Genomic DNA, 17,854 nt, shown 5'->3' on the forward strand with positions numbered 1-17,854 from the left:
CCCAGAGCCGGCCGCCCGGTTCCGTCGCGCCGCTCCACGAACGGCGCCCTCGCTCACCGGGGAGCCTCAGCCGCAGGCGGTGCAGTGCACGTCGGCGACGTCCTCACCGGCCAGGAAGTCGCCGATCCAGTCGACCAGCGCCACGCCGTCGACCTCGCTGCCGTAGAGCACCTCGTCGCCGGCGGTGCTGACGTGCCCGGTGCCCGGCCCCACCCAGGAGGCGACCTCCACCCCGCTGGACTCGATGAACTCGGCGTTGGCGTCGATCAGGTCCACCAGCGGCGTGCGGCCGAACCCGATGAGGTCGGTGAACCGGCGCTGCACCGAGTCCTGGGCGGTGTCGATCGTCGCCAGGGCGATGCCCGGCACGTGCCGGCCGGCCTGCACGAACAGGCCGGGCAGCGACCACGCGGACTGCGGCTCGCCCGCGCTCTCCGGCCACGCCGGGAGGTCGGCGAAGATGCCCCACAGCCCGCCGATGGCGGTGGTGATCAGCTCGTCCCCGGGGTAGGCCCCGGACGCGTCGGCGATCACCGCGATGTCGGCGTCCGGGAGCAGGTCGTGGGCGAGCCCGCCGTAGAGCGGCGCGCCGGCCGAGCCCGCGCTGAAGCCGAGGACGACCACCTCCGCGGCGGCCGGGAACCGCTCGGCCATGCCCTCGAGAGCGGCGGTGGCGTTCACCCGGCCCTTGTGCTCGACGACCACGCCACCGCCGTAGTCCTGCGCGTTGTCGCCCAGGTGCAGGTCACCGGTGCAGTACGGCACGTAGACGACGCTGTAGCCGGCCAGCGGGTTGTCGGGGTCGCCCACGTCGAGCAGCCCCTGCTCGCCGGGCCCGTCGGCCGCATCGGAGGCGAGGTTCACCTTCGACGTCCCCCCGGTGGGCCCGCAGGTCTGCGCGCTGAAGCACGCGCCGCCACCCTCGAGGACGAAGAGCACCTTGGTCGGGTCGCCCTCGTGCTGCCAGTAGTGGAACTCCGACCCGTCGCTGCACTCGCACTCGTCCGGCGTGGCCACCCGCTCCCACGCGACCGGCTGCGCCGCGGCCGCCGCCGTGGCGGCGGAGCCGCTGCCGGACCCGGACGCCTCCGGGGAGTCCTCGGAGCACGCGGCGAGACCGGCGACGGTGAGGACGGCGACGAGGGGCGGCAACAGCCTGCGGCGGATCACGGGCGGACAGTAGTGCCCGCCACACCGGGGCCCGCTCGGGGTCACGGCCGGGAACCCGGGCCGACGTGCATCCGACGGAGCCGTTCCCGCCGAACCAGTGGTGTGGACCCGCGCCAGTGGATCCTGCAGCCCCTCGTGGATGCCGGACTGCCCTCCCAGACCATCACCGACCTGCTGTTCCGGCTGAGCTTCGAGGCCGTGGCCCGGGACGGCGACCTCGACGGCGGCGCGCACGCCGTCGTGGACGACCAGCCCCCGGCGGTGCAGGCCGCCTGGGTGGAGACGTTGAGCCGCATGATCGCCGCGGCCGAGCTCACCGCGTAGGCAGCTGCTCCTCGGCCGTCCGGTCCACGACCCGGCCGGCCACGGTCTCCAGCAGCGGCCGGTCGTGCGAGATCGCCAGGACGCCGATGCCGGCCGCCCGGCAGTGCTCGAGCAGCAGCGTCCAGATCCGTGCCTGGGTGACCGCGTCGAGGCTGGCGCTGATCTCGTCGGCCACCAGGTGGCGCGGCCGGGCCAGCAGCGCCCGGGCCAGGTTGACCCGCTGCAGCTCGCCCCCGCTGATCTCGTGGGGGTAGCGGTCCAGCCAGGTGGGCAGGACCAGCCGCTCGTCCAGCCCGGCGATCGCGGCCTCGCCCGCGCCGGTCGCGGCGAGCACCTGCCGTACCGTCCAGCGCGGGTCCATCGCGCGCTCGGGCTGCTGCGTCACCAGCTGCACCGGGTGCGGAGCGCGACCCGGCCGCGGCACCGCGCCGTCGACGGTCACCCGCCCGCGGTCGGGCCGCAGGTGGCCGGCGAGCAGCCGGCCCAGCGTGCTCTTGCCGCCGCCGCTGGGCCCGCACAGGCCCACCACCTCACCGGCGGCGACCTCCAGCTCGACGTCGGCCAGCACCCACGGCCGGCGCGCGCCGTAGCGGAACCAGACACCCTCGGCGCGCAGCATCAGACCCCCTCCGCCACGCGGAACCCGTTGCCGGGGAGCGCCTGCCACAGCGCCCGCGTGTAGGGGTGGGCGAGCGCCGCGCCGTCCCCGGTGAAGGCGGCCGGGTCGGCGACGTCCACCGTCCGCCCCTCCCGGCAGATGACCACGCGGTCGGCCACCTGCACCGCGGCCCGCAGCTCGTGCGTGATGAGCACGACCGCGCCACCGGCATCGGCCATCGCCCGGAACCCGGCCAGCGTGGCCTGCACGTCGGCAGACGCCAGCCCGGTGGTGGGCTCGTCGGCCAGCAGCACCCTCGGGTCGCTCAGCGTGGCCATGGCCACCAGCACCCGCCGGGCCATCCCGCCCGAGAGCTCGTGCGGGTAGCGGCGCAGCACCTCCGGCCCGAGCCCGCGGCGCGCCAGGGCCTCGGCCGCGGCCCGGCGGGGTTCGGGCCGCCCGGCCAGCTGCGCCGAGCGGCGCACCTGGGCGCCGACGGTGCTCAGCGGGTCGAGGAAGCTCGCCGCCTGCGGCAGCAGCGTCATCCCACGGCCGGCGTGCCGGCGCCGGCCCGCGGGGTCGAGCAGCTCGCCGTCGAGCAGCACCTCGCCGCGCTCGAGCGCGTTGGGCGGCAGCAGCCCGAGCACGGCGTGCGCCAGCAGGCTCTTGCCCGCGCCGCTGGCGCCGACCAGGGCGACGACCTCGCCCGCGGTCGCGGTGAGGGACATCCCGGTCAGCGCCCGGACGGTGCGCCGCCGCAGCCCGCGCTCGTACTGCAGGAAGTCGACCTCCAGCCCGCGCACCTCCAGCACCGGCGGCCTCACAGGTGGTGGCTCCGCGGGTCGAGCAGCGCCCGGGTGCTGCTCCCGATGGTGTCGACCAGCTTGACCACGACCAGCAGGCACAGCCCGGGCAGCACCGCGAGCCACCAGGCGCCGGCGGTCAGGTAGCGCATGGACTCCGACAGCAGCACGCCGATCGACGGCTGCCCCGGGTCGATGCCGAGGCCGAGGAACGACAGCGCCGCCTCGTGCAGGATCGCGTGCGGGAAGAGCAGCACCGTGCCGACGAGGAAATGGCCGGCCAGGTGCCCGGCCAGGTGCCGGCGGGCGATCCACCACCGCCCACGCCCCAGCTGCCGGGAGACGGCGACGTAGTCCGAGCTCATCACCTCTCGGGCGCGGCCCCGCAGCACCCGGGTGAGCGAGGGCCAGTGGGTGAGGGCGACGACGAGGACGATCGCCTGCGTGCCCCCGCCGAAGGCGAAGGCCAGCAGGATGAGCAGCACCAGGTGCGGCAGGGCGAGGAAGAGGTCGACCAGCCAGCCCACCGCGCGGTCGACGACGCCGCCGAAGACCGCGGCCAGGCAGGCCAGCGCCAGCGCGATGACCGCCGAGAGGAGCGCCGCGCACACGCCGATGGCGAGGCTCAACCGCAGGCCGGCCAGCGTGCGCGCCAGCACGTCGCGGCCCAGCCGGTCGGTGCCGAACCAGTGCGCGGCCGAGGGCCCGAGGTTCCGGTCGGTGAGGCTGGTGGTCTGCGCGGCGTCGGCGGCCAGGGTCCCGGCGACGACGACGCCCAGGACGACGAGGACCGCCAGCCCGACGTAGGCCAGTGTCCGGCGGCGCCGGTCGAAGCCCCGGGTGACGGGCGCGGCGTCCGCGACGGCGGTCATCGCGCGCCCTGCCCGGCGGGCTCAGCGGCCACCGGCGGCGCCGGCGGGTCCGGGACGAGCATCGCCGCGTCCGGGTCGTCGCGACCCCACCGGGGGCGGCGGGCGCGCTCGAGCTCGCCGCGGACCCGGGGGTCGAGCCCGGCGTGCACCAGGTCGCCGAGCTGGTTGCCGACGAACACGAACACGGTGGTGAACAACACGATGCCGAGCAGCAGCGGCACGTCCTGACCGAGCGCGGCCTGCGTCGTCGCCGCGCCCAGGCCGGGGTAGGAGAAGACCTGCTCGGCGAGCACCGAGCCGCCGAAGAGCTCGCCGAGCGCGGCGAACTGCAGCAGGACTGCGGGTGCCGCGGCATTGCGCAGCACGTGGTGCGCGACCACCCCGCGGGTGGGCTCGCCCTGCGCGCGGGCGAAGGCGACGTGGTCGCTGGCCATCGCCTCGATCACGGCGTGCCGGGTGTGCAGCACCACCGGCGCCACCCCGACGATCGACAGCGTCAGCGCCGGGAGGACCAGGTGGTGCAGCCGGTCGAGGAGGGTGACGTCGTCGGCGAGGACGCCGACCGGGACCGCGCAGCAGACCGGCGTCCAGCCCAGGGAGACCGAGAAGACGTAGAGCAGCAGCAGGCCCACCCAGAACGTCGGCGCCGAGGCCAGGGTGTAGGCCCACCAGCAGACCGCGCGGTCGGCGAACCGGCCCTCCCGCACCCCGGCGAGCACACCGAGGGCGAAGCCCAGCAGGCCGGACAGCACCCACGCCGTGGCCATGAGCGCCAGCGTGGTGAGGAAGCGCTCGCCGATGACCTCGGTGACCGGCTGGTTGAACGACAGCGACCACCCCAGGTCGCCCTGCGCGAGGTTGCCCAACCACGTCCCGAAGCGCTCCAGCGGCGGGTCGTCCAGCCCCCACCGCTCGGCGATCCGGGCCCGCTGCTCCGGGCCGATGGCGGCGACGTCACCACCCACGTAGGCGTCCACCGGGTCGACCGGCGAGTTCACCATCAGCACGAAGGACGCCGTCGCCACGGCGACGAGCAGCAGGACCAGCCGGACCAGCCGCCCGGCCAGCCCGCGCAGGACCCGGGTCAGCAGGTCCACCGCCACCCGGTGATCCCCGCCGTGACCGGCCAGCCGTGGCCGTGCGGCTCGGTCAGCGGCGCTCCGAGGTCGAGGCACTCGTCGACGTAGTAGGTGTGGTCGAGGTTGACCAGCCAGGCCCAGGCGGCGTCACCGGAGGGGCCGAAGCCGGTGCCCTCGCCGTCCCACTGCGCCAGCCGCCACTGCTCCGCGGCCTCGGCCTGGTCGGTGGCGGTCATCGCCGCGTCCAGGTGCGCGTCGACCTCGGGGTTGCCGTAGAAGCCCGGGTTCCAGTACTCCACGCCGGCCTGGGTCGACGAGTACAGGTTGTACATCTCGGTCGGGTCCAGGCTGCCCCAGCCGAACAGCACCGCGTCGGCGTGCAACCGCTGGTCGATGACGTCCCAGCTCTCGCCGGTGGCGGTGATCTCCACGCCGATCGGGGCGACCATGTCGGCCACCGAGAGGGCCAGGCCCTGGCGCAGCGAGTCCGAGGCCGGGTAGAGCAGCGTGAACGCCGCCCGGACGCCGTCCTTCTCGCGGACGCCGTCGCCGTCGGTGTCGACCCAGCCGGCGTCCTCGAGCAGCTGCTCGGCGCCGTCGGGGTCGGCGTCCTCGATCGCCGACGCCGGCTCGTACCAGGGCAGCCCGTCGACCGGACCGGTGGCGGGCGAGCCGTGCCCTTCGAGGACGCCCTCGACCAGCGCCTCCCGGTCGACGGCCAGGTTGACCGCCCGGCGGACGGCGACGTCGGAGGTGACGTCGTTGCCGATGGGTGCGCCGTCCTCGGTGGTGGCGCCGGTGTCCGGGACGTAGGGGAACATCAGACCGCGGTTGTCGACCGACTCCACCGTGACCAGCTCCATGCCGACGATGTCGCGGGTGGCAAGCTCGCCGGGCACCGCGGCCATGTCGACCTGGCCGGCCGAGGCGGCGGCGATGGAGGCGTCCTCGCCGGTGAACTGGAAGACGATCCGCTCGAACTCGGGCTTCTCCCCGTAGTAGTCGTCGTTGCGCTGGACGATGAGCTGCTGCCCCTCGTCCCACTGGACCAGCTCGAAGGGCCCGGAGCCGACGGGGTTGCGGGCGTAGTCCGGCCCGTGCGCGTGCTCGGGCACGATCCCCAGGCTGACCAGCCGGTTGACGAAGGTGCTCTGCGGGCGCTCGAGCCGCAGCTCGACGGTGTCCTCGTCGACGGCGACCGCCTCGCGCAGCGCCGTCACGTCGGTGAGGCCGCCGCTGCGGCTGGCGGTCGTGAACGTGTAGGCGACGTCGCCGGCGGTCACCGGCTCGCCGTCGGTGAACCGGGCGTCGGTGCGCAGGTCCACGGTCCAGGTCAGCCCGTCCTCGCTCACCCGCCAGTCGGTGGCCAGGTCGGGGACGACGTCGAGGTCGGCGTTCCGCGTCAGCAGCGTCGACTGGAACAGCGGCGACCCGTAGCGGCCCCAGCCGAGCGTCGGGTCGTAGCCGTCCTCGGACTCCCCGCCGATGGCCAGCCGCAGCTCGCTGGGGGCCTCCGCCCCGGCCGAGGGCCGGGCGTCGCCGCACGCGGTGAGCGCGGTGGCGAGCACGAGCCCGCCGGCGACGGAACGGCCGAAGGTCCAGGTCCGGTGCACGCGGGAACTCTATTGCAAGTCGCTTGCAACAAGCACCCCGGTCCGGCCCTAGTGTCCACCGGCATGGCCCGCCTGATCCTGCTCAACGGCCCACCGGGCATCGGCAAGTCAACCCTCGCCCGGCGGTACGTGGCCGAGCACCCGCTGGCCCTCTGCCTCGACGTGGACGAGGTGCGGAGGGCCCTGGGGCGGTGGCAGGAGTTCCCGCAGGAGTCCGGCGCCCTCGCGCGCCGCATCGCCCTCGCGATGGCGGACGAGCACCTGCGCGCCGGCCACGACGTCGTGGTCCCGCAGTACCTCGGCCGCGCACCCTTCGTCGAGGAGCTCGAGCGGGCGGCCGCCGCGGCGGGCTGCGGCTTCTCCGAGATCGTCCTCATGGACGCCCGCGACGACGCGCTGGCCCGCTTCCACGCCCGGTCGGCGGACCCGGCCCTGGCGGCGCACCACCGCGACGCGGTGGCGCTGACCACCGGGGGCGACGCCCAGCTCGGGGAGATGTACGACCGGCTGGTCGCCCTGGTGGCGCGGCGCCCGAGGGCGCGGGTCGTGCCGACGTCGGCCGGCGAGGAGGACGCCGCCTACCGGGCGGTGATCGCGCACCTCGGGACGGCGTAGCCCCGTCAGCCGCCGGCGCGGGCGACCGCCGCGCAGAAGGCCCGCACGTCCTCGACCGTGCCGTCCAGCGGCGCCAGCACCTCGGCGCGCGCCACCTCCCCCACCCGGGCGGTGAGCCGCTGCTCGGCGCGGCGCCGTCGTCGGCGGGCACCGGTGCGCACGAACGGCCGGGCGAGCACCGCCAGCAGCGCGCCGCCCAGCAACCCGGTGACCAGCAGCAACGTCGGCAGCGGGATGCCCTCCACGCGCGGCAGCGGCAGGACGTCGTCCAGCTGCAGCCAGCCCAGCACGGCCAGCCCGAGCAGCCACAGCGCCCCGGCCAGTGCGCAGGCAAGCAGCAGCCACTGCAGCCCGCCGACCGCGCGCTGCCACAGCGGCACCCGGACCGGCCCGAGGTCGGTGCCGGTGACGGCCCGGTCGAGCCGGTCGGCCAGCCCGGACTCCGCCTGGTCGGCGGTGCGCCGCAGCTCGTCCCGCCAGGCCTGCGGCAGCCCCTCGCCCGCGGTGGCGCGGACCCGGCGCAGCGCCGCGGTCATCGCGGCCTGCTGCACCGCCCCGGCCTCGGGCAGCGAGGAGCGGGCCCGCTCGTCGCCCAGGTGCAGCCGGTCCAGGGGGTCGGGCCGCAGCCGCCGCACCCAGCGCACCAGCGGCCAGCCGGTCCGCGCGGTCCCGTCCCGGACCGCCGAGCGCTCGACCGCCGCCGCGACCACGGGGACGCCCGCCGCGTCGGCCAGGGCACCGGTCAGCTCGGCCTCGGCGCCGCGCCCGGACACCGCACCGGCGTCGCCGTCCGGGCAGTGGACGGCCAGGGCCGCGGCGGCCGACCGCACGTCGGCGGTCAGCCGCTCGGTGGCCGCCCGCCGGGCCGAGACGCGGCGGGCCAGCTCGGTGCGGAGCTCGTCGAGGCCCGCGCCGGTGCGCGCCGAGGTGGCCACGACGGGGGTGTCCGCGAGGCCCTCGGCATCCAGCAGCCGGCGCAGGTCCGCCCGGCACGCGGCCGCGGCCTGCTCGTCGAGCCGGTCGACCTGGTTGAGCACGACGACGAGGACGCCGGCGTGCCCGGCCATCGGGGCGAGGTACCGGTCGTGCACCGCGGCGTCGGCGTACTTCTGCGGGTCGAGCACCCACACCAGCACGTCGACCAGCTCCACGAGCCGGTCCACCTCCAGCCGGTGCTCGAGCCGGACGCTGTCGTGGTCGGGCAGGTCGAGCAGCACCAGGCCGTCCAGCGCCGGGTCCGCGCCGCCGACGGCGTGCCGCCGGGGCACCTCCAGCCAGTCCAGCAGCCGGTCGGCGCCGACGTCGCCCCACACCGAGGCGTGCGCCACCCCGGTGGTGGGCCGCCGCACGCCGGGGGTGCTCACCTCGGCGCCGGACAGCGCGTTGAACAGCGTGGACTTGCCGCTGCCGGTCGCCCCGGCCAGCGCGACGACCGTGGCGTCCCCGAGCGCCTCGCGCGCGCCGGCCTTGGCCAGCAGGGTGCGGGCGCGGGCCACGTCGGGCACGTCCAGCCGGCCCTCCGCGACCTCGACCGCCTCCCGCAGGGCGGCGAGCCGCTCGCCCAGCGGCTGCCCGCGCTCCCGGCGCCTCACCGCTGCGCCCGCCGGGCCGCGGCGAGCTCGGCCACCGCCGCGCGCAGCTGCTCGCTGCTGCCGGGCGGCGGGGCGGCCGCCTCGACCAGGTCGTCGAAGCGGTCCCGCTCGGCGACGAGCAGCCGGTCGGCGCGGACCTCGAGGTCCGCCCGCGCCCGGGCGGCCAGCGCCCGCACCGCGGAGTCGCCGAACACCGCCTCGAGCACCCGCTGGCCCACGGCCGTCGTGCCGCCGGCGACGGCGACCTCACCACCGGTCAGCCCACCGGTGGAGGCGAAGACGGCGACCATCACCACCGCGCCGGCACCGTTGACCCCCCACGACAGGGTCCGGGCCCGGGTGCGCTTGTCGGCACCCTCGCTGCGCACCAGGTCGAGCACCGCGCCCTGCCAGTCGCGCACCTCGGCGGCGGCCACGCCGGCGAACTCCGGCGACGCCGTCTCCAGCTCGCGCTGCCGGTCCGCGAGCAGCCATGGTCCGCCCGGGGTGCTGCGCCAGGCGGTGACCGTGCGCTCGGCGGCCTCCTCCGCGGCGTCTCTCAGCAGCACCTCGACGCCGGATTCGAGCGCCTGCTGCAACCCCGCACCCGCGGTGGGACGCCCGGTGAGCGAGGCGGTGATCCGGTCGCGCAGCCGGCCGACGTGCCCCTGCAGCGTGCGCATCCACTCGCCCGTGCCGACGAACTCCTGCCAGCGCGCGAGCACCTCGCCGCGCAGCAGGGCACCGCTGGCCACGCCGTCGGAGACGTCCGCGCACGCCCGCGCGTAGGCGGCCTCCGCCGACTCCCGCAGGGCCGCGCCCGCGGCCGTCTGCCGGTCCACGGCCTCGGCCACCGCGTCGACCCGGGCGCCCAGGCTCTCCAGCGCCCCGGCGAGGGTCTGCCGGACGACGGCCGCGCGCTGCTCCTGGTCGGCCGCGAGGCCGTGCAGCCAGGTGCGCAACGGGCCGACCTGGTCCTCGGGCAGGTACCCACCGGTCAGCGGCCGCTCCTCCACGACGAACAGCCGGGCCGCCTCGAGCCCGGCGGTGCGCAGCATGCCGCCGAGGTCGGCGGCGATCTCGCCGGCGGCCTCCGGCGGCACGCGGTCGAGGACGACGGCCAGCGCGGTGCCCCGCTCCTGTGCGGTGCGCAGCAGCTCCCACGGCACGGCGTCGGCGTAGCGGGCGGCGGTGGTCACGAAGATCCACAGGTCGGCCGCGGCCAGCAGCTGCGCGGCGAGCTCCCGGTTGGTCTCGACCACCGAGTCCACGTCGGGCGCGTCGAGTACGGCGAGCCCCGGCGGCAGCGCGTCGCTGACCACGAGGCGCAGCCCACCCGGGGCCTCGCCCTCGCCGGTGCTCCGCGGCAGTCCGGGGAGCACCCGGTCGCCGGAGAAGGCGTCGCGGTCGACCGGCGAGCAGACCAGCACCGGCGACCGGGTGGTCGGCCGCAGCACGCCGGCGGTCGTCACGGGCGCACCGAGCAGGCTGTTGACCAGCGTCGACTTGCCCGCCCCGGTGGACCCGCCGACGACGGCGAGCAGCGGGGCGTCGAGGTCGCGCAGGCGCGGCAGCAGGTAGTCGTCGACCTGGTCGACGACGGCCCGCGCCGAGCGGCTCGCCTCGTCGCGCCCGGGGACGTCGAGGTGCAGCGGCGCCTCGGCCAGGGTGTCGCGGAGCGCCTGCAGGGCGTCGGGCAGGCGCGGCGCAGCGGAGCTCATACCGCCTTCCTGCCCGCGCGGGCGCCGCTCCACCCGTGAGTCGCACCGCGGGAGCCCGGATCAGTCGCGGAACAGCTCCCGCACGGCCAGCCTGCCCATGGCCGCCGCTGCCGCCTCGGTGGGGTGGACGCCGTCGTCGGTGGAGCCCGGCAGCCAGTCGCCGTCGTCGTCGGCCAGCACGGAGGAGAAGTCGATGACCCGCGTGCCCGAGCGCTCGCCGTACGCCCGGATCGCGGCGTTCAGGTCCGCCACCTGCTCGGTGAGGTCGCCGTCGGTCCGCGGCGGGACGGTGGCGAGCACCGGCACCGCGTCCAGCTCGCGCACCCGTCCGGCCAGCTGCTCGAGGGTGCCGAGCACGTCCTCGGCGGAGCGGCCCACGGCCAGGTCGTTCGTGCCGCCCAGGATCACGACGACGCGCGGCTCGTGGACGGCGACGTCGCGCTCGAACCGGTCGAGCATGCCCGTCGTCGTGTCCCCCGGGATCCCGGCGTTGCCCGCGTCCAGGAGCCGTGGCTCGTCCGCCAGGGCCGCGACGTACCAGGACCAGTACCGGGGCCGCGCGTCGGCGGTGAGCGAGTCGCCGAGGGCGACCACCGGCCCCACCGTGCCGTTCCCGTCCACCAGCGCGGGCACCTCGGCGGCCGGCCGGGTCCTGGGCGTGCCCGGCTCCGCCCCGCTCCGGGCCGTCACGACCACGGCGAGCACCGCCAGCACCGAGACGGCCACCACCGCCGGCCAGGCCCGCGCGCGGGTCAGCGGGCGGTCCACCGCGGCGGGCGCTTCTCGGCGAACGCCCGCATCCCCTCCGCGGCGTCCTCCGACGCGAGCAGCCGGCCCATCTCCCCGCCGGAGCGGTCCCACAGCGCGGACTCGGCCGGTCGGTCGCCGTCGACGATGGCCGACGCCAGCCGTTTGCTGGCCTGCACGGCCAGCGGCGCGTTGCCGGCGATGACCTCGGCCAGCCCCAGTGCCGTCGGCAGGACGTCCGCGGCCGGGACGACCTCGTTGACCAACCCCCAGCGCAGCGCTTCCGCGGCGCTCATCGGCTCGCCGGTGAGCACCAGCCGCATGGCGACCTTGCGCGGCAGCTGCTCGGGCAGCCGGAAGACGCCGCCGGCCGCGGCGAGCAGGCCGCGCTTCACCTCGGGCACCCCGAAGGTGGCGTGCTCGGCGGCGACGACCAGGTCGGCGGCGAGCGCCAGCTCGGTGCCCCCGCCCAGCGCCGCGCCGTTGACCGCGGCGACCACCGGGGTGCTCGTCGGGTGCCGGACGATCCCGGCGAAGCCGTAGTGCTCGCGGCCGGGCACGACCGCCCGCTCGCCGCGGGCCAGCGCCTTGAGGTCGGCCCCGGCGGAGAACGCCTGCTCACCGGCCCCGGTGAGCACGACGCAGCGCACCTCCGGGTCGGCCTCGGCGGCGTCGAAGGCGTCGGCCAGCCGGGTCGCGACGTCCAGGTCGAGCGCGTTGCGCGCCTGCGGCCGGTTGATCGTGACGATCACGACGTGGCCGGTCCGCTCGGTGAGGACGGTCGGGGCGGGCTGGTCGGTGCCGGTCACGGCGGGCCTCCGGGCGGTGCGAGGAGCGGACGGGCGGGTACCGGGCGCTGACTGCTCAGACGCCCAGCGAGCGGCCGACGATCTCCTTCATGATCTCGGTCGTCCCGCCGTAGATGGTCTGGATGCGCGAGTCGACGAACGCCTTGGCCACCGGGTACTCGAGCATGTACCCGTAGCCGCCGTGCAGCTGCACGCACCGGTCGACGACGCGCTTCTGCAGCTCCGTCGTCCACCACTTGGCCATGGCGGCGTCCTCGGCGGTGAAGCGCCCCGCGTTGTGCTCGAGGACCGCCTTCTCCAGGTAGGTCTCGGCGACCGTCACCTCGGTGTGCATCTCGGCGAGCTCGAACCGGGTGTTCTGGAAGGCGCCGATCGGCTTGCCGAAGGCGGTGCGCTCCTTGCAGTACGCGACGGTCAGGTCCAGCACGGTGCGGGCCGAGGCGACGGCGCCCGCCGCGATCGACAGCCGCTCCTGCGGCAGGTTCTCCATGAGATGGAAGAAGCCGTGACCCTCGGTGCCCAGCAGGTTGGCGGCCGGCACCCGCACGTCCTCGAAGAACAGCTCGGCGGTGTCCTGGGCCTTGAGGCCGACCTTGTCCAGGTTGCGACCGCGCTCGAAGCCGGGCATCCCCCGCTCCACCACCAGCAGCGAGAAGCCGCGGGCGCCGGCCTCGGGGTCGGTGCGGGCGACGACGATCACGAGGTCGGCGTTGATGCCGTTGGTGATGAAGGTCTTGGACCCGGTGAGCACCCACTCGTCGCCGTCCCGGCGGGCGGTGGTGGTGAGGCCCTGGAGGTCGGAGCCGGCACCGGGCTCGGTCATCGCGATCGCGGTGATGATCGCGCCGCTGACCAGTCCGGGCAGCCAGCGCTGCTTCTGCTCCTCGGTGGTGAGGCCGGTCAAGTAGGGCGCCACGACGTCGTTCTGCAGCGTGAAGCCGAGCCCGCTGGCGCCGGCGCGGCCGATCTCGGCGGTGAGGATCGCGTTGTAGCGGAAGTCCCGCACCCCGCCGCCGCCGTACTCCTCCGGCACGTCCATGCCGAGCAGCCCCTGCTCGCCGGCCCTGAGCCAGACCGAGCGGTCGACGACCCCGGCCTCCTCCCAGGCGGCGTGGTGCGGGACGACCTCCGCTGCCAGGAAGTCGCGCACCATGGCGCGGAACGCCTCGTGCTCGGCGTCGTAGAGCGCGGACTGCACGGCCACCCCCGGGGTCGGATCCGCCTCCGGCCGGAGGCTGCGGAGAACATAACCGACAGCGCTGACTGTCGAGGCCGACGTCACAGCGGATGGCGGGCACGTAGATTGCCCGGCCATGCCCGCCTTCCCCGCCGACCGGCCCTTCGGCGCGCTGCTGACCGCGATGGTCACGCCGATGACCGACGACGGCGCCGTCGACCTGGAGGCGGCCGTGCGGCTCGCCGTCCACCTGGCCGACGCCGGCCACGACGGGCTCGTGCTGAACGGCACCACCGGTGAGGCGCCCACGACCACCGACCGCGAGAAGTCCGACCTGGTGCGCGAGGTCGTCGGCGCGCTGGCCGGCCGCGCGGTCGTGCTCGCCGGGGCCGGCTCGAACGACACCCGGCACGCGGTCGAGCTGGCCCGCCAGGCAGCCGCGGCCGGCGCCGACGGCCTGCTGTCGGTGACCCCGTACTACTCGCGCCCCTCCCAGGAGGGCGTCGTCGCCCACCTGACCGCCGTGGCCGACGCCGGAGACCTGCCGGTGATGCTCTACGACGTCCCGGCGCGGACCGGCATGCGGCTGAGCGCCGACTCGCTGCGCCGGCTGGCCGGGCACCCGCGGATCACCGCGATCAAGGACGCGACCGAGGACCCGGTCGCAGCGCTGCGGCTCATGCCCGAGACCGGCCTGGCCTGGTACTGCGGTGACGACAGCCTGCTCCTCCCGTTCCTGTCCGTCGGGGCGGTCGGGCTGGTGAGCATGGCCGGGCACCTGGTCGGCCCGCAGCTGGCCCAGGTGATCGCGCTGGCCCGGGCGGGCGAGGCCGAGCGCGCCCGCGAGACCTTCCGCTCGGTGCTGCCGGTCATCGACCTGGTCTCCGGCACGGGCAACGGCGCGCTGCGGTCCAAGCTCGCGCTGGCCCTGTCGGGGCTCATCCCGGGTGCGGCGATGCGGCTGCCGCAGCTCCCGGCCGGCGAGGCCGAGACGGCGGAGGTCCGTGCGGCGCTCGCGGCGGCGCTCGTCGGCTAGGACGCCGGGCGGGACGGGCGGGGCGGGAGTGGCGGCTGCGCCGAACACGCACCCGGCGGTGCTGGCCCCCGGCTCCGGCGGCTCGGACCCTGGCGGCATGACCAGCGTCTACGCGTACGGCACAGCACACGCGGTCGTGATGGTCGGCAGCTTCGGCGCGGACGGCCTCACGCCCCGCCAGATCGGCCCGGCGCACGCCACCATCGGCCGGGTCAGCGGGCAGAGCCGCAAGGCGCTGTGCGGCGCCTACGTCTCCATCGACGAGCAGCAGCCGTGGCCGCCGGAGGGCTACGACGAGCAGCAGCTCTGCACCACCTGCGCCGAGCTCGCCGCGCTCTGACCCCTCACCCGCCGGCGACCGAGGGCAGCACCTGCACGACGGCGCCGTCGGGCACGGGCGTGGCCAGCCCGTCCTGCCAGCGGACGTCCTCCCCGTCGACGTAGACGTTCACGAACCGGCGCACCCGCCCGGTCTCGTCCCGGATGCGCCGGGCCAGCGTCGGGTGCTGCGCCCCCAGCGCGTCGAGCAGGTCGGCCAGCGTGCTCCCGGCCGGGTCGACGTCGAGGTGCTTGGCGCCGCCGGCCAGATCGGCGAGCACCCCCGGCAGCACCACCTGGACGGCCACCTCCCCCTCCTCAGGGCAGCCGCGCGGCGCGCAGCGCGAGCACGTCGGGCAGGTGGTCGGCGACCAGCGTGAAGGTGTCGCCCTCGTCGGAGCTGGCGTAGACGCAGCCGTCGCGGGTGCCCACGTAGACGCCGGTCGGGTCGCCCTCGTCCACGCAGAGGGCGTCCCGCAGCACCGCGGTCCAGGCGGCGTCCGGCAGCCCGTCCCCCACCTCGGTCCAGGTGGCCCCGGCGTCCCGCGTGCGGTGCACCCGCAACCGCCCTCCCGGCGGCACCCGCTCCTGGTCGGCCACCAGCGGCACCACCCACGCGGTGCCCGGTGTGGTCGGCGAGGCGGCGATCGGGAAGCCGAAGTCGGCCGGCAGCCCCTCGGCGATCGAGGTCCACGTGCCGCCGCCGTCGTCGGTGCGGAAGACGCCGAAGTGGTTCTGCGCGTACATGCGGGCCGGGTCCCCCGCGTCGACGGCGACCTTGTGCACGCACTGGCCGTACTCGGGCGCGGGCTCCGGCATGAAGACGGCGCTGATCCCGCGGTTGCGCGGCGTCCACCCGGTGGCGCCGTCCTCGCTGGCGTAGACACCGCCGGTGCTCATGGCGACCGTGACCCGGTCCGAGCCCGGGGCGGGCAGCACGGTGTGGACCGCGCCACCTCCGGCGCCGGGCTCCCAGCTCGGCCGGTGCGGGTGATCCCACAGGCCGCGGACCAGCGAGAAGCTGCACCCGCCGTCGGTGCTGCGCCACAGCGAGTGCGGCTCGCACCCGGCCCACACCACCTCGGGCCGGTCGGCGGTGTCCGGGCGCAGCTGCCACACGCGGGCGAGCGCGGCGCCGGTGTCCTCGGGGAAGCGGACGGCGCCCTCGTCGGTCTCCTGCCAGCTGGCCCCGAGGTCGTCGGACCGGACGACCGAGGGCCCCCAGTGGCCGTACTGGATCCCGGCGAGCACCCGGGGGCGCGGGCGGCGGGTGTCGACGCACACCGCCGCGACCTCCTGGGCGAGCAGGTGCGGCTCCCCCGGCGTCCAGGTGCGCCGGTCGTCCTCGCTGCGGGCCAGCCACAGCCCCTTGCGCGTCCCGATCGCCAGCAGATCGGTCATGGTTGCCCCTCCCGGGTCGACGGTCCTCGGGAGTGAGGACCGCCGGGCGGGGCGGAACTCAGCGGCGGGTGGCCCCGCCGGTGCCGGGGTCGGTGGCCGGCTGCTGCCCGTCGGTGCCGTCGTACCCAGGGGTCCCGTCGGCGGCGGACGCGTGCCGCCCGTGCGCCTGGTCGGCGGTGCCGCCGTGCACGAGGTCGGGCGCGGCCTTCTCCGCCCGGGCGCGGAGCTGCTCGGCGGCGCTGCGGTCCTCGTCGGCGCGGGCGGCCCGCTCGCGCGCCTCCTGCTCGGCGAGGGCGGCGCGCTCCTGCACCTCGGCCAGCTCCCGGCGGGCGGCGGCCGACTGCTCCTCGGCCAGCGCCCGCTCCTTGTCCGCCCGTGCGGAGCGGAGCTGCGCCTCCTGCAGGTGCTCGCGGGCCTGCTCGCGCTTGCGGGCCTTGGTGATCCGCGAGCGCTTGCTGAGGTACAGGGCCAGCAGCGCGATCAGCGCCACGGCCACGACGACGAGCACGACGATGAGCCAGGTGTCCACGGTGCGCCTCCCTCGGTCCGGGATGGAGGGTGCCCGCAGGTCAGGACCGGGAAACGCGCCCGCCGCGGGCCGTCCGGCGGCTCACTTCAGCGCGCTGCCGGCCCGCCACTCGTCCCACGGGATCGCCCAGTCGTAGATGTCGCCGTCGGCCGCGGACAGGGTCGGCCCGATCGAGTTCTTGATCTCGACGACGTCGCCCGGCTGGGAGAACTCGAAGAACCAGGCCGCCCGCTCGGTGGAGAGGTTGATGCAGCCGTGCGAGACGTTGCTGTTGCCCTGCTGCGCCACCGACCACGGGGCGGCGTGCACGAACTCGCCGTTGTTGGACAGCCGGACGGCGTACTCCACGGGGGTCCGGTAGCCGTTCGGGCTGTCGACCGGGACGCCGAAGGTGCTGGAGTCCATGACCCGGTCGCGGTTGAGCTCGGTGACGACGTGCGGGCCGTTGCGGCTCGGGAAGTCCGGGCCGCCGGCGCTCATCGGCCAGCTCTGCACCAGCTGGTCGCCGTCGTAGACGTCGATCACGTGCCTGCCGGCGTCGGCCACGGAGACGTGCCGGTCGCCGATCGAGAAGCGGACGGTGCGGTTCTTCTCGCCCCAGATCCCGTCGCCGAACCCGACGCCGTACAGCTGGGCGTCGAGGGTGACCTCGGTGTCGGCCGGCCAGTACTGCGAGGGCCGGAAGTGCACCTCGCTGTCGGTGAGCCAGCTCCACACGCCGTCGGTGGGGTTGGAGCTGGTGACCAGCAGGTGGCTCTCCACGGCGGCCTTGTCGACCACCGGCTCGTCGAAGTAGACGCGGATGGGCATGCCGACGCCGACCGTGGTGCCGTCCAGCGGCCCGACCGACGGGGTGGAGAGGGCGGCCGGGGTGACCGTCGTGAAGGTCGACGAGGCCTCGGTCTCCTCGTCGTCGGCGTTGGTGGCCGTCGCGGTCAGGGTGTAGCTGGTGCCGTAGGCGAGCGGGGCCGCCGGCGTCCACACGTCCGCGGCGGCGTCGTCCGTCGCCTCGAGGACCTCGCCCTCGACCGGCGCGCCGGCGCCGTCCACCACGGTGACCTCGGCCAGCTCGCCCTCGGTCACGAAGATCTCGAGCGGGGCGATCGGCGGGACGTCGACGGCGCCGTCGGCGGGCGCCACGGTGAGCTCGGCCGGGGCGGCCGAGCCGCCGGCGGATCCGGAGCCCCCGCTCGACCGGCTCTCCCCGTCGCTCCCGCTGCACCCCGCCAGGACCACCAGCGAGCTCATCGCCAGCACTGCCGCTGCACGTCGCACCTCGCGACTCCTCTCCCCCGCCGGCGCCGCTGGACGGCGATCCGGCACCCCAGTGTCCACCGATCGCGACCGACCGGGTGTGACGTGCGACAACGCCCGCGTAACGATCGGCCGGGCGGTGTGGCGAGGGCCTCGCTGCCACCCCGCACCGGGCCCCGGGGGCGCTGGTATCGTTCTCCCTCGTCGCCCGGCAGCG

The 17,854-nt window shown here is 76.0% G+C and carries 19 protein-coding genes; 4 read left to right on the forward strand and 15 right to left on the reverse strand.

From position 1 onward, the window contains the following. Positions 1–66: 66 nt before the first annotated feature. Complete coding sequence (locus tag ACI79H_RS15835) at positions 67–1,170, reverse strand: pectin acetylesterase-family hydrolase (protein WP_456555367.1); 1,104 nt, start codon at positions 1,168–1,170, stop codon at positions 67–69. A gap of 102 nt (positions 1,171–1,272) precedes the next feature. Between ACI79H_RS15835 and ACI79H_RS15840 the strand changes: the two genes are divergently transcribed. Further along, on the forward strand, positions 1,273–1,494 hold the full coding sequence (locus ACI79H_RS15840) for a hypothetical protein (RefSeq protein ID WP_456555368.1): 222 nt from the start codon (positions 1,273–1,275) through the stop codon (positions 1,492–1,494). Here the strand turns inward: ACI79H_RS15840 and ACI79H_RS15845 are convergent. From ACI79H_RS15845 to ACI79H_RS15865, 5 genes are read right to left on the reverse strand one after another with little or no spacing between them, the layout of a single operon-like run. Further along, complete coding sequence (locus tag ACI79H_RS15845; protein ID WP_456555369.1) at positions 1,484–2,113, reverse strand: ABC transporter ATP-binding protein; 630 nt, start codon at positions 2,111–2,113, stop codon at positions 1,484–1,486. The genes ACI79H_RS15840 and ACI79H_RS15845 overlap by 11 nt on opposite strands. Continuing rightward, positions 2,113–2,916, reverse strand: a complete 804-nt coding sequence (locus ACI79H_RS15850; RefSeq protein ID WP_456555370.1) for an ATP-binding cassette domain-containing protein — start codon at positions 2,914–2,916, stop codon at positions 2,113–2,115. Before ACI79H_RS15850 ends, ACI79H_RS15845 begins: the two co-directional genes overlap by 1 nt. After that, positions 2,913–3,767, reverse strand: a complete 855-nt coding sequence (locus ACI79H_RS15855; RefSeq protein WP_456555371.1) for an ABC transporter permease — start codon at positions 3,765–3,767, stop codon at positions 2,913–2,915. Before ACI79H_RS15855 ends, ACI79H_RS15850 begins: the two co-directional genes overlap by 4 nt. Continuing rightward, on the reverse strand, positions 3,764–4,870 hold the full coding sequence (locus tag ACI79H_RS15860; protein ID WP_456555372.1) for an ABC transporter permease: 1,107 nt from the start codon (positions 4,868–4,870) through the stop codon (positions 3,764–3,766). Before ACI79H_RS15860 ends, ACI79H_RS15855 begins: the two co-directional genes overlap by 4 nt. Next, positions 4,852–6,459, reverse strand: coding sequence for an ABC transporter substrate-binding protein (locus tag ACI79H_RS15865; RefSeq protein ID WP_456555373.1), 1,608 nt, complete (start codon positions 6,457–6,459; stop codon positions 4,852–4,854). Before ACI79H_RS15865 ends, ACI79H_RS15860 begins: the two co-directional genes overlap by 19 nt. A 63-nt stretch (positions 6,460–6,522) precedes the next feature. Between ACI79H_RS15865 and ACI79H_RS15870 the strand changes: the two genes are divergently transcribed. Next, a complete protein-coding gene (locus tag ACI79H_RS15870; RefSeq protein WP_456555374.1) occupies positions 6,523–7,074 on the forward strand; it encodes an AAA family ATPase in 552 nt (183 codons plus the stop codon). Between the two features lie 5 nt (positions 7,075–7,079). Here ACI79H_RS15870 and ACI79H_RS15875 read toward each other — a convergent pair whose 3' ends face one another. From ACI79H_RS15875 to ACI79H_RS15895, 5 genes are read right to left on the reverse strand one after another with little or no spacing between them, the layout of a single operon-like run. Further along, positions 7,080–8,666: a GTPase gene (locus tag ACI79H_RS15875; protein WP_456555375.1), complete on the reverse strand. Its 1,587-nt coding sequence runs from the start codon at positions 8,664–8,666 to the stop codon at positions 7,080–7,082. Then, a complete protein-coding gene (locus ACI79H_RS15880; RefSeq protein ID WP_456555376.1) occupies positions 8,663–10,366 on the reverse strand; it encodes an ABC transporter in 1,704 nt (567 codons plus the stop codon). Before ACI79H_RS15880 ends, ACI79H_RS15875 begins: the two co-directional genes overlap by 4 nt. A 60-nt stretch (positions 10,367–10,426) precedes the next feature. Beyond that, positions 10,427–11,134, reverse strand: a complete 708-nt coding sequence (locus tag ACI79H_RS15885) for a GDSL-type esterase/lipase family protein (RefSeq protein WP_456555377.1) — start codon at positions 11,132–11,134, stop codon at positions 10,427–10,429. Then, positions 11,119–11,922: a crotonase/enoyl-CoA hydratase family protein gene (locus tag ACI79H_RS15890; RefSeq protein ID WP_456555378.1), complete on the reverse strand. Its 804-nt coding sequence runs from the start codon at positions 11,920–11,922 to the stop codon at positions 11,119–11,121. Before ACI79H_RS15890 ends, ACI79H_RS15885 begins: the two co-directional genes overlap by 16 nt. Positions 11,923–11,977: 55 nt before the next feature. Continuing rightward, the gene (locus ACI79H_RS15895; RefSeq protein WP_456555379.1) at positions 11,978–13,120 is read right to left on the reverse strand and encodes an acyl-CoA dehydrogenase family protein; all 1,143 of its coding nucleotides are present in this window, start codon (positions 13,118–13,120) and stop codon (positions 11,978–11,980) included. Positions 13,121–13,235: 115 nt separating this feature from the next. On the opposite strand from ACI79H_RS15895, the gene dapA reads away from it, so the two are divergent. Further along, entirely contained in the window at positions 13,236–14,135 is a 900-nt protein-coding gene (dapA, locus tag ACI79H_RS15900; protein WP_456555380.1) for a 4-hydroxy-tetrahydrodipicolinate synthase, read from the forward strand. A 97-nt stretch (positions 14,136–14,232) separates the two neighbouring features. Next, the gene (locus ACI79H_RS15905; RefSeq protein ID WP_456555381.1) at positions 14,233–14,475 is read left to right on the forward strand and encodes a hypothetical protein; all 243 of its coding nucleotides are present in this window, start codon (positions 14,233–14,235) and stop codon (positions 14,473–14,475) included. Positions 14,476–14,479: 4 nt separating this feature from the next. On the opposite strand, the gene ACI79H_RS15910 is transcribed toward ACI79H_RS15905, so the two are convergent. The 4 genes from ACI79H_RS15910 to ACI79H_RS15925 all read right to left on the reverse strand — a co-directional run bounded on the left by ACI79H_RS15910 (position 14,480) and on the right by ACI79H_RS15925 (position 17,658). Then, a complete protein-coding gene (locus tag ACI79H_RS15910) occupies positions 14,480–14,761 on the reverse strand; it encodes a ubiquitin-like small modifier protein 1 (RefSeq protein WP_456555382.1) in 282 nt (93 codons plus the stop codon). Positions 14,762–14,771: 10 nt separating this feature from the next. After that, positions 14,772–15,854, reverse strand: coding sequence for a WD40/YVTN/BNR-like repeat-containing protein (locus ACI79H_RS15915; RefSeq protein WP_456555383.1), 1,083 nt, complete (start codon positions 15,852–15,854; stop codon positions 14,772–14,774). Between the two features lie 58 nt (positions 15,855–15,912). Beyond that, a complete protein-coding gene (locus ACI79H_RS15920; RefSeq protein WP_456555384.1) occupies positions 15,913–16,383 on the reverse strand; it encodes a hypothetical protein in 471 nt (156 codons plus the stop codon). An 81-nt stretch (positions 16,384–16,464) separates the two neighbouring features. Then, positions 16,465–17,658: a L,D-transpeptidase gene (locus ACI79H_RS15925; protein ID WP_456555385.1), complete on the reverse strand. Its 1,194-nt coding sequence runs from the start codon at positions 17,656–17,658 to the stop codon at positions 16,465–16,467. Positions 17,659–17,854 lie beyond the last annotated feature (196 nt).

Source organism: Blastococcus sp. SYSU D01042, from assembly GCF_054050515.1.

What these genes read in the sequence shown, in the direction of transcription:
- ACI79H_RS15845 (WP_456555369.1), bottom strand. Translation starts at nt 2,113, where the DNA reads ATGCTGCGCGCCGAGGGTGTCTGGTTCCGCTACGGCGCGCGCCGGCCG.
- ACI79H_RS15855 (WP_456555371.1), bottom strand. Translation starts at nt 3,767, where the DNA reads ATGACCGCCGTCGCGGACGCCGCGCCCGTCACCCGGGGCTTCGACCGG.
- ACI79H_RS15870 (WP_456555374.1), top strand. Translation starts at nt 6,523, where the DNA reads ATGGCCCGCCTGATCCTGCTCAACGGCCCACCGGGCATCGGCAAGTCA.
- ACI79H_RS15880 (WP_456555376.1), bottom strand. Translation starts at nt 10,366, where the DNA reads ATGAGCTCCGCTGCGCCGCGCCTGCCCGACGCCCTGCAGGCGCTCCGC.
- dapA (WP_456555380.1), top strand. Translation starts at nt 13,236, where the DNA reads ATGCCCGCCTTCCCCGCCGACCGGCCCTTCGGCGCGCTGCTGACCGCG.
- ACI79H_RS15905 (WP_456555381.1), top strand. Translation starts at nt 14,233, where the DNA reads ATGACCAGCGTCTACGCGTACGGCACAGCACACGCGGTCGTGATGGTC.
- ACI79H_RS15915 (WP_456555383.1), bottom strand. Translation starts at nt 15,854, where the DNA reads ATGACCGATCTGCTGGCGATCGGGACGCGCAAGGGGCTGTGGCTGGCC.